We start from the raw sequence: 13,132 nt of genomic DNA on the forward strand, positions 1-13,132 counted from the left end.
GAGCTGACCGCTCAAGCTTAGCCTGAGGTCGATGGCTTGCCTGATCCAAAGACGCCCTTCTGAGTGAACTCCGAAATCCGGCGCTCGTCGTAACCGAGCGTATCACGCAGGACGTCTTCGGTATGCTCGCCTAACAAGGGAGCAGCGACGGGATCAATTGCTCCCGTCAGGCTCATATTGATCGGAGGTTCGATATTAGGGACCCACTCCGCGGTACGGTGCGGAATCCTGTTCAGGCGATGACGCTCGCGGGCCTCGGGCGCATTGAACCCCTCCTCGACCGTTCGGAGATAGCCGACCGGGATATTGGCCAGCTTCATCTTTGCCATCCAGTTCTCGAGGGTATCGCTCGCGAAGACCTCTGCAATGGCTGCCCGCAGGAGCTCCTTGTTCTCAGAGCGCGCCTTGCGCGACGCGAACTGCGGATCAGTGATCAAATCGGGGCGGTTCAGCACCTCGACCACCAGCCGACGATAGAGCCGGTCATTGGCGCAGGCCAGGTAAAGCGGCCCATCGGAAGCTTCATAGACACCGACCGTGGGGGACCCGTTCGGCGAATTACCGAACCGGCCAGGGTTTTCGCCGTTGATCAGATAGGCCATGCCGTAGAAGCCGGTCATGCCCATGGCGACGTCGAACAGGGCGACCTCGACATGCTGCCCACGGCCGAGCCGATCGCGCGCCAAAAGCGCCAGCAGGATGGCGTTGCAGGCGGACATCCCCGTCGCCATGTCCACGATCGGGGGGCCGGTACGAACCGCAGGCCCATCGGCAAACCCATTGAGGGACATGAAGCCGCTTTCCGCCTGCGTGATGGGATCGAAGCCGGGCCGCGCGGCAAATGGTCCTGAGCGTCCGTAAGCCGAGATCGAGCAATAGACGAGCCGCGGGTTGAGCGGCGCGACCGCCTCGTAGTCGAGGCCGAATTTCTTCATGACTCCACTTGAAAAATTCTCCACGACCACATCCGCCTTCCGGATCAGGTCCAATGCGATCTCGCGAGCCTGCGGCACGGTCAGGTCGAGCGCGATACCGCGCTTGTTGCGGTTCAGGCTCAGATAAGCGGCGCTTTCGCCGCCGATTTCGGCGTGCTCGTAGGCGCGCGTATCGTCGCCACCATCCGGATTCTCGATCTTGATGACGCGTGCACCGAAATCGGCAAGCGTCTGCGTGCAGGCCGGCCCCGCCACGACCCGCGTAAAATCGACGACCAACAGACCGTCGAGCGCGGTAGGCGCGCCCGTCGCCCGCGACGAACGTTCCGGTAATTGAGGCTTGGTGGGCATCGACGGCGCTCCCTTACATCGGCTTATGGTTGCCGAATTTCTTGCAAGAGCAAACTTAAAGCCCGGCGCCGCCAACTTCGCAAGTGCTTCACCCGCATCGCTTCAATACGCAAAAAGAGCCCGGCAGCCATCAAGCCGTCGGGCCCGAACATTTTGGGAGTGCGAGCTACGCTGTGTCTCGCATTGGCCATCCTGCACCGAGAAAAACTCGTTCCGCATTACGGGAAACCCCGCTCAGCGAAGCCACTTCCGCCAATAGAGCGTGTGCGCCGAGGCCTCGGGTCCTCTGGCTCGAAGAGCCGATAGCCCGCCTGGATGAAGTTGTCCGTCGTATTCAAGAGAATGGCATCCCTTTCGATACGCAGCCCCCTGAAGTCCCCGCTCCGAATGCCGTCGCAGCACGCCGACCCTGAGAAGTAGCGCCGTTTCGAATGTGCGTCGACGGTATGACGCCGGCAAATGCGACCGCCTCATCGCCATGCCACCACGCTCCCAACTCGAATTGCGGCATGGCCGCCGCGTCGAAGAGCGTCGACCGATGCAGATCAGCCAACGTATCGACGAGGTCGTCATCGGATGCATCAACGATACGAATTTTGTACGGCCCGTTTGCGGGAAATAGCGTGCGTGCAAGTGCAGAGATGTCGGCACCGTGGGAGCTCACTTGCCCAGCACGACCCTAACGCCTAGCAAAACGGCCCCCATCAGTCCGGTCGCGATCACCGTGATAACGGCCTTGAAGGTGTAGCTCTGCGCCTGCTCCACGCTCTTTCGCCACCTCCGCACGTGTTGGAGATCAGCCCTTAGCTCCTTCCGGTCGTCGTGTTCGATTCCGAAGGAAGTTAGCACCGATGCGACGGCCTTCAGTACGAAGGCATCGATGCTCTCCTGTTGCAGCCTGTGTTGCTCGGCAAGTGTCTCAGCCACGATCGCCCTGATTTCATCATCTGGTTGATGATCCTTGCAACGTTCTCGAAACGACACTTGGCGAAGTAGAAGGATACAATCAGTCTCGGTCAGCATCCGCGCCTTAGACGTCTTCCGTCGCGCGGGCGGGCGGGCCGGCTCGCTCGCGAGCTCGCCTTCGATCTCATCTTTCAAGAAAATGTCTCCCACAACACGATTGCAACCAAGCCCGCGAGTGCGAGCGATATCAGTTAGGCGGTCATCGTCTCTCCACTAAAAGGAAGAAAGCGGCAGATCGCGTGACCAAGCGCGATCGTCTCGGGCGCGAACCCTATGTCCGTGAGCCCCGAGACCGCAGCGGCGCGAGCAACGGACCCGGCGCCGCGCCGGTCGGCGTTCCTTGAACGTGGTCTAGCGAGTGCGTGGCCGGATGCGCGGCCACCGTCTGATCTCAAAATCGAGACGAAAAACCCGCGGCGGGTGCTTCCAGCGCGGGTGACCAAACTCGTCTCGATGATGTCATTTGCCAGTGTTTCGACATGTCAAACATCCCTCGTTCGACCACACCGTGCCGGAACTTAGCCGAAGAGCGGCGCGTTTATTCCTTCGGTCAAAGGACCGTGCGCGCGATGAGCCATACTGTACTGGTTGTTGACGACGATCCCGGCGTCCTCGACGTCATCGTGGGCATGCTGGAAGATCTCGGCTGCGAGGTGACAAGCGCCCAAAGCGGCCCGGATGCGCTTGATCGGCTCAGGCAGAACGAGAACATCTCCATCCTCATCACGGACATCAGTATGCCGGGCATGGACGGTCAGAAACTGGCCGAACTGGCGAAGCAGCTACGCCCGGAATTGAAGATCCTGCAATTATCGGGGCGCGAACCGCGGCGCGGGGGCCTGCCAATGATCAGGAAGCCGTTTTCGTTCGAGGAGCCCCCCGACACCATGCGGCGAACCACCGGCGTTCGCTGAACGCCAGAGCCCAAAAGAAAACCCGCGGCGGGAGCTCCCGCGCGGGTCGAACCAAACTCAGGTCGATGATGCCATTCAGCCGGTGTTTTGCCCGACGTGTCAACACGGCGAACGCGGAAGAAGGAGCCCTTCCTCCCAGTTTGATATGTGGTGCGCAAGGGGCTTGCTTCAAGTCCCCCGCCCTGCCGTAGAACCCCCGCCCCAATGAGCATCCAAAGCAGCAACGCGAGGGGGTCCACATGCCTGTATTGCTTCCGTCGTCCCGGCCGCGCGGCCGTACCAAGCGGGCCGGCGCCAGCCGCGCGAGTCACCATGCCGTGCTGATCGCCGGCGGCGGCCCGACCGGTTTGATGCTGGCCGCCGAGCTCGCGCTCGCGGATGTCGACGTCGCCGTGGTCGAGCGGCGCCCGGATCAGGAGCTCGTCGGTACGCGGGCCGGCGGATTGCACGCGCGGACCATCGAGATCCTCGATCAGCGCGGCGTCGCGGAGCGCTTCCTGCGCGAGGGGCAAGTCACCCAGCTCGCGGGCTTCGCCTGGACCAGGCTCGACATCGGCGATCTCCCCACCCGGCACGCTTATGGCCTCGCGCTGCGGCAGAGCCACATCGAGCGCATCCTGGCCGACTGGGTCGAGGAGCTCGCGGTGCCGATCTATCGAAACTCCGAGGTGATCGGCTTCGTTCAGGATGCGACCAGCATCGACGTTGCGCTCGCCGGCGGCAAGACATTGCGCGCAAGCTACCTCGTCGGCTGCGACGGCGGTCGCAGCCGGGTACGCAAGAAGGCCGGCATCGATTTCGTCGGCTCCGATCCGACGCTCAGCAATCTCATGGCCGAAGTCGAGATGCGCGACGAGCCGGTATGGGGTCTCCGCCACGACGCCATCGGCTTTCACGGCCTCAGCAAGGCGGAGAGCGGTCGCGTGCTGGTCGTCGTGACGGAAGCGACGCTCGACCGCACCGGCGAACCCGGCCTGCGCGATCTCAGCGATGCGCTCGTCGCCGTGTACGGCACCGACTTCGGGCTCCAAAATCCCGCCTGGATCTCCCGCTTCACCGATGCGGCGCGGCAGGCCGTGTCCTATCGCCGGGAGCGCGTGCTGCTCGCCGGCGATGCCGCGCATATCCATCACTCCGTCGGCGGGCAAGGCCTCAACACCGGCGTGCAGGACGCGGTCAATCTCGGCTGGAAGCTGGCGCAGGTGGTCAGGGGAATTTCGCCCGACGGCCTGCTCGATACCTACCACGCCGAGCGTCATCCCGTTGCTGCGCGCGTCTTGCGCAACACCCTGGCGCAAATCGCCATGCTCCGCCGCGGCGAGGCTGGCCTCAAGGCCGCGCGCGACGTGGTGTCCGACCTGCTCGCCATGGACGAGCCGCGCCAACGTTTTGGCGCGATGATGAGCGGACTCGACATCCGCTATGATCTCGGCGAAGGACACGAACTGCTCGGGCGCCGGATGCCCGATCTCGACCTGATCGTCGAGGGCCATCCGCAGAGATTGTTCACGCTGCTGCACGGAGCGCAGGCCCTGCTGATCAATTTCGGCAAGTCCGGCGGGTTCGACATCGCACCCTGGGCAGACCGCATCAGGGTCGTCAACGCCAGCCACGACGGCGCGTGGGAGCTCCCCGCCATCGGGCAGGTCGCCGCGCCCGAAGCCGTGCTGGTTCGGCCAGACGGGCACGTGGCGTGGGTCGGCGATGAAAGCCAACGAGGACTCGAGGACGCGCTGACCACCTGGTTTGGACCGGCTGCTGCGGTGTAGCGCGCGAACGTCAGAGGCGCCATACAAACAAAGCCCGCGGGATTCCGCGGGCTTGATTGGCATCAGGTTTTCGAAACACGGCTCAATATCCGAACATTACGCCGCTCGCTGCTCTCCGAAGGCAAAGGTCACACGTTCGAATCGTGTCGGGTGCGCCAGTGTTTCTCTCGATCTACCAACCTCTTAGAGCGTTGGTGGTAGCTCCTCAAAAGCTCCTCAGACCGGCCGGTCACAAGCTGGTCACGCGAGAGGAGCTTTTTGAATGGCAAGCCTACGGTTCAGGAACGGGAAGTGGCAGGTCCAAGTCAGACGCCACGGACACACACAACAAGCCAAGTCGTTTCAATCAAAATCTGATGCACAACGTTGGGCACGGCAGATCGAAGCCGAGTTAGATCGGACTTTGATCCCCAATGACGTACGATCTCTCAATACAATCACTGTTGCGCAGCTTCTCACGCGCTATCGCGACAACGTCACCAATGAGAAGGCACGCCAGTGAGAGGCGCTGAGAGGCTTCAGAGATCCGTCGTTCAGGATGTACCGCAATACGCTGAGACGGACTGGCATGGCTCTGAGGGGCCGCGTCAGCCCCGCTTATGCGGTCGGCTGCGACCATACCGAATTACGCGATCATATCGCTGGTCAGTTTCGTACGGGAATGCGTTGGGAGAGGTATCGGCAATGGGAAGTCGATCATATCAGGCTGCTTTCGTCGGCGCGAACACCAAGCGAATTGATCGCGCTATGCCACTTCAGCAACCTCCAACCGCTGTGGCGAAGCGAGAACCTAAGAAAGGGCGGGGCCTAGCGCCCTGTCCACTCCCTCGTGCATCTGTCTTTGCCTTTTTCCCCTAGAGTTAGACCCCAATAGCGGGATTGGCCCTAGCTGTTTGTCTAGATCGCTGTACGGCGGGTAGGACGGCTACCTTTATTTGAAGCCAAAATTGAGGTTTACACCCTGAAATCCTCTCAGGTAATAGACTGCAATCCAGTAGAAATATTTGGAAACGTTGCAGCTTCTGGTGGCCTCATTGGAGATGATAGGTTCGGAGGGGACGAGCTTTCGCAGGGAAATCGTTCAACTTCGAGCGATTGCTGTCCTGAGCGTTCTGCTGTTTCACTTGAAAGTACCGGGCTTTCAGGGCGGCTTCGTCGGAGTCGACGTCTTTTTCGTCATCTCCGGCTACTTGATCACTCGCAATATCCTCGTGGACGACGCTGGCGGTCGCTTCTCCTTCAGCGCGTTCTACTTGCGACGAACGAGGCGCATCTATCCAGCCCTGATCTTCACGGTGCTTATGACGTACCTGTCGGGCGCGTTATGGACGGCGCCTCTACTGTTTCTCGATATTGCGAAGGAGTGCACGCATGCGCTGCTGTCGATCGCAAACATCCAATATTGGAGAGAAGCAAGCCATTACTTCGCAGCGAAGTCGGACGAACTCGCTCTGCTTCACTGTTGGTCGCTGTCGCTTGAAGAGCAGTTCTATCTTATTTGGCCCGCACTCCTGATCGCCGCGGCGCGCGTTGGATGCATAAGATCGGCAATCGTCCTGTTGTCGCTTGCATCCTTCTTGGCCACGATATGGGTTGGCCCCATCGACAGCTCTGCCGTTTTCTTCTTGATGCCGTTTCGCATGTTCGAGTTCGGTTGTGGCGCCTTGGTGCTTTTCGCCGGTCAAACGCCACGCCGCCAATCGGTCCGTGAATTGCTTTCGGCGGCTGGCTTCGCTGTGATCTTGTCCAGTGCCCTTTTGTTGCAGCCAGACACGTCACGGCAAGAATTGCTCGTTGTGATCCCATGCCTTGGCGCTGCTGCTGTGATTTGGACCGGAGATACAACCTTCGTTTCTCGCGCTCTACGCTCTCAGGCGCTAACCGCCATCGGAACAATCTCGTATTCACTCTATCTTTGCCACTGGCCGATCATTTTCTACTCGCGCTTCATCTTTGGTGAGGCGGCCGACACTGCTGGAGGCAATATAGTCATGCTTGTAACGATGCTTTTCGTCGCTACCAGCATGTACTATTTCGTGGAACGTCGCTTCATCGTTGCTGGAGGCGCAGCCTCTGGAGCGCCGTTGAAGACATTGATGAAATTCAGCGCGGCTATTCTGGCATTTGCGATTCTGACTCACGCAACATTCATTCTGAAGGGCTTTGCATGGCGGGTGCCTGAGTCGGTTTTGGCGGATGGAAGGCTCGACAGTTCTCCCACTACTGATCAAGTCGTTTGGCCGCCGGGCCTACCGATTGTTGACTTGGCTGGAGACTCCCATGCTGAAATGTACGTGGCGGCAATGTTGCCGTTAGTCGAGAGCCTAGGTGGAAACCTTCAGTACATTGGCACTGCCGGATGCCCGATTGTCAAAGGAGCAGCCATCAGATCGCGACGACGCGTGGATTGTCTTCGGGGTCGCGATGAGCAAATCGCTCAACTTGAGACCCAAACGCGCCCGCTGATATTCATCCAGCGGTGGGAAACCTATGACGATGCGGGCATCGATTACGACCAACCAGGCATGTGGCCGAACGATGCTGGATCGTTCGCCAAGCTCGAAGCGGCCCTTTCTGAGACGCTACGCGTGTTAACGCCTGTTCGGCGTGTAATGATTGTGGGCGCCCAAGTTCCTGCCGGCTGCGAGATCAATCGGCCGCGGTTACTTCAAGGGCCGCTGCCTCATGTGCCACCTCCCCCATGTTCGCCCATGTCAAAGGTGAACGCGGTAGCGGCGGGCGCAGCCATCAATGCAATGCTCGCCCGTGTGCAGTCTAAGTATCCCGGAAGGGTCGACTTGCTCAAACCGGTCGATTATCTCTGCTACCAAACGTGCCCAACGTATCACGCAGGCCATTGGCTTTATTGGGACGCTACGCATTTTACCTTGGCCGGATCGACTTTCATGACCGATAGGGCTGCCTCAACATTTCGCACGTTCATCCTGGGTCGATCGAACGCGATGTCTTCAGGCGCACCAACTGAGAACTGATCCATTTCGCCTTCGCGCTCGACGAGGTCCGTCCTCTCGCATACTTCGTCGTGCGCGTGGTGCACGTTGTCGATCACGTATGAAGTAACAGGAGTAAGATTTGGATTCATGCACGAGCTCTCCTGTGTCCGACAAGTACACGCTGGGATGTGCGCCAACTTAAACTTGCGAAGAATGACGGATTTTTTTGTGGGGGCATCAGATAGGTTGACGCTTGCAAGTTTCCCCCATGCCGCGTGCGTCGGCAAATTGTGGTCACAGCACTGTCACAACGGTCACATCAATTGGGCTTGCCTCGACTTGACCTTTGGGGGGTACGCCCCCTACCATATTGTAGTGATCGCCAGTGTTTTCAGGGACTTTTGAGACTTGCACTAGAGAGACGCCAAGCCCACCGAACCGGTCGCGTTGCCCTCCAATGCAGCCGTTTCACCCGGCGAGCCGACGCCTAGAGCCGGGCTCTGTGGTCTGTATGCAAGCGCGTCGGCCATCCAGCGCGGCCAACCGGTCAATTCCGCAATGCCTTGAGCTGGGGGATCTGACTCAATCCGCGGTTGGCGCGGCTTCTGTCGGTCAGTGCTCATGTATTCTCCTGCGAACGCAGCCAAAGCTCTTCGTCGAAATCGCCCGTCGCGCCGAAGCTTCCAAGAACGCTCAGCCACAGCCGCCGGCAACGTAGCCGAGGCCGAAAGCACCCCCGACCTTCATTACCGGCCGAAACGACAAAGCCCGCCGCGGAGGTCCGGGCGAGCGTAATTCGGCATTCAATGTGATCGTGCAGGTCATTTTGCATATTCCAGCGCTAGGCGTTTGCCTGGATCCCATCGCACTTCGTGTTGCACGAGCGTTCAGGACAAACGAAAAAGCCCCGGCGATGCCGGGGCTTTGACGTCTGAATTTTGGTTCAGTTCAGATCAGTACTTCGCGACGACCGGACCGGTCCAGTTGAAGCGGTAGACCAGCGAGGTCGAGATCGTCTGATTCCAGCTGTTGGCACGGATGCTGTTGCCGACCGGAACGTTGCCGACGTCGAACAGCTCGTCCTGGGTCTTGGCGTTGTAGAAGGCCGAACGATATTCGGTCTTCATGAACCAGCCGGGCGAGCTGATGCCGAAGAAGTTCAGGCTATTCTCGACGCCGCCACCGATGAACCAACCGTTGCGGTTGTAGCTGTTGAGGTGGGCACCGACGGGAACGCCGGCGAGGTCCGTGAAGTTGGTCTGGCCGAAGTGGGCGCCCGAGTAACCGCCGTTGACGTAGGTGAGAACGTTCGGGGCGGCCAGCCAGCCGAGGCGCACACCAGCGGCCCACGACGTCTCGAGCTTCTGGGAGCCCGTGATCTGATTGAGCGGATCCTGGATGGTGGCGCGGATGCTGCCGAACTGACCGTCAGCGAACACGCCAGCGACCCAGGTGCCGCTGAACTGCCAGTCGTAACCGGCGCCCACGGTGCCGAACCAGCCCGAGCCGCCCTGGCGCTGTGTGATCGTCAGCGGCGTACCGGAAACCGTATCCACAACGCTCTGGTCAGCATTCGAGAGGCCGCCACCGCCACCGCCGAAAATGTAAAAGCCGGTCCAATTGGCGACCGGCGCCGGCATCGGAGCCTTCACATAGGGACGGGCAGCCAGGTCAGCGGCCGAGGCCGAACCGGTCATCGCCACAACCGCGGCGAGAGCGAGCAAAGTCTTTTTCATTGTCAAAATTACCCCAAGTGGAAGCGTCGTCGATGTCTGTGAGGTAATCTAGACGTATTGGCCGATAATGCTGTAGCTGGAAGGCCACAGTGACGGACAAACGCTCTGGAAATGCTGGCTGGCAACGAAGAAGACATAGCCAATTTAGTCCGCGACAATCCAGCGGCTATCGCCATCTATCTATCTGATAACTTTGAAGAAAATGAGATACTAAAGGCTAAGACGGCGCTCAGCCTCGTCACGCGAGCTCATAACGTACAGATCCTGGCACGGGACGCGGGCCTTCGACGCGACACCCTCTATAGGACGTTTGGCGGTCGAATCGACCCGCAGCTCAGCCGGGTTCTTAGGCTGCTCGAAGCGCTGAACGTAAAGGCCCGGGTTACGCCTGCGTCCGGGATCGCCAGCCCCAGCGCGATCGCTACACGGCTCAGTCAAGCCTTCGCTTTCGACGATCCGACTGACACCATCCGGGAGCTGAGCACCGTCGTCAAATCGCAGAACGTCACCTCGCTCGCGCGCGAACTCGGCATTATGCGGACGACGGTTTACAAGACGTTCGGAGGAACCGTCGATCCGCAGCTAAGCCGGGTCCTAAGTCTCTTTGAGACTTTCCGGGTCAGGCTGGAGGTCGTGCCGTCGACTGAGCCCAAGGTCAGACCACCCCGTCCGAAGCTTGGTCGACCGCGAAAGACCCTGGTCGAGCGGCCTTAGCATTTCTCAAGTTGAGCCCCGTTCCCAGCACTTATCTGCGACCGGGCTGGTGGACTCGTAGGGGAAATTCTTTCAAGCCAGAAAACGGCAAAGAAAACCCGCGGACCTCGCATGATGTGCAGGACCGCGTACCACGTCCCGCGACCAGTGCGGCGGCGGCGAGTACCTCACGGTAGTGATCCGCGAGCTTAGCAATGCCGAGCCAGTCTGGGCGGCCCCCTTCGACACCTCGCCAGCCTCGAAAGCGAAGCCCCTGAGATCGACTTCGCTCAGCCACCTCTTTTCGAATAGGTGGTACTTTCCGAATGGGTCGAAAGCGTCAGCCCGTGCATTTCGGAATCCCTGCCCTGCGCTAGGTCCCCGGGACGTTGGTCTATGGCTTTCTCACGACGGCGCCGAATGCCATTGTCGAGCCCATTCATCAAAAGGCAATGCCGGTGATCCTGACGACGGCCGAAGAACGAGATGTTTGGCTGCGGGCGCCATGGGACGAGGCCAAGGCGCTGCAACGGCCTTTGTCAGATCAAGCGCTCAAAATCGTGGCGCGGGCGCAGACAAGGAGGATAGACCTCCAATCGCCGACGCCACTTCCGTTCAATCGTGAACTTAGGAACTACCTGCACGCGATAGGAAATAAACTGCTCAAACCGAGCTGCGATGACGCCCGAGAGATTCTTCGAACCACTTAACAAATGATACTGACTCTCCTCGGCCCGAAGCGTAGAGTTGAAATGTCACCGCAGCGGCACTTGGCATCGGTCGGTGATGAGAACGCCAGTTGCGCTCCCGCCCCACTCTAATGAGGGAGCAGTGTCATGCTGAAGCGGCGTCGGGTTAAACAGGTCAAAACTCTCAAGGAGCGGCTCGCAGACGAGGCTGCACGCCTTCGCGACGAGGCCCAGGCGCTTGCGCCGGGACGGCGCCGTGAGATCCTGCTGCGCCGGGCGCGACAGGACGAGACGGCCATGCAGATCGAGTCCTGGCTGCATTCGCCGGGCCTGAGGGCGCCGACATGAGCCGGCAATACCGCGCCTATCTGGTCGGCGAGAACGGCGTGTTTCGCTCCGCCGAAGCGTTCGAGGCCGATTCCGATGCATCCGCGCTTCGCGTTGCACAACAGTTCACGCGCCGGGGCAACGTCGAGGTCTGGCAGCTCGACCGGAAGATCGGGCTGTTGCTGGCGCAAGCCACGCCGCCCATCGCAGCCTGACTGGCAGCCACGCGCCTGAACCGCCGCACCGGAAGGCGTCACTCCTCCGCAAGCTTGCGCTCGATATAGGCGTCCACCGTCTCGGCGAAGGAGCGCTGCACCCCCACCGCGGCACCATGCTGGTCGAGCGCGTCGCGCTGGAGGACGCGCAGGCCACGCCCCCGGAGGCTGGCCGGCGCGGTGTTCAAGTATTGATCGATGGCGCCTTTGGCGAGCGGAATAGCCCTCGGATCGCCCCTTGCGATCAAGAGACGCAAGAGGCTCTGGCAATCGGCCAAACCGGGCATGGCTCAGCCTTCAGCGTTGCTGCGATTTCGGGTTCGGTCGCTTGACCGGCTGGGTGTGGGTGCCGAACAGCGCCAGCAGAAACGCGACTTCTTCCTTCGAACCGACCTGGATCATGACTTGTCTCCTTCTCGCTCCGTTGGTCGGGGCCAACGGGCGCGGCGTTCAGGACAATCGGGTTTCAGCAATGTTTCAGGCGTGTTTCGTCGAGACCGAAAACGATCTCCAGAACACGATCTACCGGTGCCTGCTGAAGGTCTGCCGATGATGCAAAGGGCCTGCACCGATGTTTTTGTCGGACCAGCCCTAACTCCTGAAAACGGCCCCGGCGCGGGACGGGGGGCTGGGGGCGCCGGAGCCGCCATTCCAGGCCGGCCATCGGCGGTGGGCCGACCACAAAGCTAATTCCAGTTTGGAGCAAGAAGTTCCAATGGGGGACCTGGCAAAGCGAACAGCTCAATACTGAGGACGCTTCAACAGCTCCGGCAATCGCGCGATTGCCGTTGCGATCCGTCGCGCCTCGTCGCGCGATAGATACTGGTGGGCATATTGGTAGCCCCACGAGTGCAGATCATCGCGATGAAGAACGCAGCAGATCGTGAAGCCGTTCGCGTCCTTGACTCGGAAGCACTCCTCTTCCGCGATCATGACCCACGGCGCCGGAAACCGCCTGAGATTGTCCATCCATGATCACTGGCGTGCGTGGCCCCGTTGCTGCTCAATTCCGCGCGGTACGAGGCGGCGCTTGGCAAGACCAGTCCGCGGCGCTGCCGGCGGCCGGCGCGGAACGAAGAGGCTGTTCACAAGAATAGGTTCGCTGTCGCCGAGCCGTGTCCGCTCGTGAACCAGGCCGCTCATCACGACGCGCATCTTCATGATCTCTTCCGCCACGAAGGTGCAGTCCTCGTCGCGATTGATCTGCTCATGCATGATGGCCTCGGCCTCTCGCATGCTGACGCGTAACGCTCTGACGATGTTGCGGATTTCATTGATGCGGTTATCCACGGCCCATCTCCACCTGACGACGGGACAATAAGAACAAATCATGAACAATGAGTCAATACGATCTTCACTTCGGGTTCACGGTGCCTTGCCTAAAGCTGCGGCCAATAACGGCACGTAGGTAGGAAACATGTCCTTTGACCCGATGGCCGCTGCGGTTGACTGGCTTGACGCCTACCGCACCGGCGACATCGAAACGATTTTGGGAATGTACGCCGATGATGCGATCGTCCATTGCGCCTGCGGCGGCATGAAGAGGATTTCGACCCGGCAGGGCCTGCGCGCCTAGTGGGTCG

At 60.3% G+C, this 13,132-nt stretch carries 13 protein-coding genes and 1 pseudogene; 8 read left to right on the forward strand and 6 right to left on the reverse strand.

Features of this window, described 5'->3' with window-relative positions:
- Positions 1-17 precede the first annotated feature (17 nt).
- Together CT676_RS18625 and CT676_RS18635 are read right to left on the reverse strand one after the other, a co-directional pair.
- On the reverse strand, positions 18-1,286 hold the full coding sequence (locus CT676_RS18625) for a CoA transferase (protein WP_167768092.1): 1,269 nt from the start codon (positions 1,284-1,286) through the stop codon (positions 18-20).
- A gap of 660 nt (positions 1,287-1,946) precedes the next feature.
- On the reverse strand, positions 1,947-2,270 hold the full coding sequence (locus CT676_RS18635) for a hypothetical protein (RefSeq protein ID WP_135215178.1): 324 nt from the start codon (positions 2,268-2,270) through the stop codon (positions 1,947-1,949).
- Positions 2,271-2,731: 461 nt separating this feature from the next.
- On the opposite strand from CT676_RS18635, the gene CT676_RS18640 reads away from it, so the two are divergent.
- From CT676_RS18640 to CT676_RS18655, 3 genes are all read left to right on the forward strand, one after another.
- On the forward strand, positions 2,732-3,166 hold the full coding sequence (locus CT676_RS18640; protein WP_244623197.1) for a response regulator: 435 nt from the start codon (positions 2,732-2,734) through the stop codon (positions 3,164-3,166).
- Between the two features lie 239 nt (positions 3,167-3,405).
- Positions 3,406-4,935, forward strand: a complete 1,530-nt coding sequence (locus tag CT676_RS18645; protein WP_135215127.1) for an FAD-dependent monooxygenase — start codon at positions 3,406-3,408, stop codon at positions 4,933-4,935.
- Positions 4,936-5,939: 1,004 nt separating this feature from the next.
- Positions 5,940-7,928, forward strand: a complete 1,989-nt coding sequence (locus CT676_RS18655; RefSeq protein WP_135215129.1) for an acyltransferase family protein — start codon at positions 5,940-5,942, stop codon at positions 7,926-7,928.
- A 914-nt stretch (positions 7,929-8,842) separates the two neighbouring features.
- On the opposite strand, the gene CT676_RS18660 is transcribed toward CT676_RS18655, so the two are convergent.
- The gene (locus CT676_RS18660; RefSeq protein ID WP_071911808.1) at positions 8,843-9,625 is read right to left on the reverse strand and encodes an outer membrane beta-barrel protein; all 783 of its coding nucleotides are present in this window, start codon (positions 9,623-9,625) and stop codon (positions 8,843-8,845) included.
- Between the two features lie 111 nt (positions 9,626-9,736).
- Here CT676_RS18660 and CT676_RS18665 point away from each other — a divergent pair, with 111 nt between their 5' ends.
- From CT676_RS18665 to CT676_RS18680, 4 genes and pseudogenes are all read left to right on the forward strand, one after another.
- The gene (locus CT676_RS18665; protein ID WP_135215130.1) at positions 9,737-10,339 is read left to right on the forward strand and encodes a transcriptional regulator; all 603 of its coding nucleotides are present in this window, start codon (positions 9,737-9,739) and stop codon (positions 10,337-10,339) included.
- A gap of 371 nt (positions 10,340-10,710) precedes the next feature.
- Positions 10,711-11,028 (forward strand): annotated as a pseudogene (locus CT676_RS45270) (hypothetical protein); the annotation flags it as partial.
- 126 nt (positions 11,029-11,154) lie between these two features.
- Positions 11,155-11,355, forward strand: coding sequence for a hypothetical protein (locus tag CT676_RS18675; protein WP_135215131.1), 201 nt, complete (start codon positions 11,155-11,157; stop codon positions 11,353-11,355).
- Positions 11,352-11,549, forward strand: coding sequence for a hypothetical protein (locus CT676_RS18680; protein WP_028153017.1), 198 nt, complete (start codon positions 11,352-11,354; stop codon positions 11,547-11,549). The genes CT676_RS18675 and CT676_RS18680 overlap by 4 nt, the downstream gene beginning before the upstream one ends.
- 38 nt (positions 11,550-11,587) lie before the next feature.
- Here the strand turns inward: CT676_RS18680 and CT676_RS18685 are convergent, their stop codons facing one another.
- From CT676_RS18685 to CT676_RS18700, 3 genes are all read right to left on the reverse strand, one after another.
- Positions 11,588-11,836, reverse strand: a complete 249-nt coding sequence (locus CT676_RS18685; protein WP_014493719.1) for a hypothetical protein — start codon at positions 11,834-11,836, stop codon at positions 11,588-11,590.
- Between the two features lie 454 nt (positions 11,837-12,290).
- A complete protein-coding gene (locus CT676_RS18695; RefSeq protein ID WP_231142698.1) occupies positions 12,291-12,482 on the reverse strand; it encodes a hypothetical protein in 192 nt (63 codons plus the stop codon).
- A 42-nt stretch (positions 12,483-12,524) separates the two neighbouring features.
- On the reverse strand, positions 12,525-12,839 hold the full coding sequence (locus CT676_RS18700) for a hypothetical protein (RefSeq protein ID WP_135215132.1): 315 nt from the start codon (positions 12,837-12,839) through the stop codon (positions 12,525-12,527).
- A 127-nt stretch (positions 12,840-12,966) separates the two neighbouring features.
- Between CT676_RS18700 and CT676_RS18705 the strand changes: the two genes are divergently transcribed.
- Positions 12,967-13,125: a hypothetical protein gene (locus CT676_RS18705; RefSeq protein ID WP_193560894.1), complete on the forward strand. Its 159-nt coding sequence runs from the start codon at positions 12,967-12,969 to the stop codon at positions 13,123-13,125.
- The last annotated feature ends 7 nt before the right edge of the window (positions 13,126-13,132 follow it).

The sequence above is a fragment of the Bradyrhizobium sp. MOS001 genome (genome assembly GCF_004634465.1).
Taxonomy (GTDB): Bacteria; Pseudomonadota; Alphaproteobacteria; order Rhizobiales; family Xanthobacteraceae; genus Bradyrhizobium; species Bradyrhizobium barranii.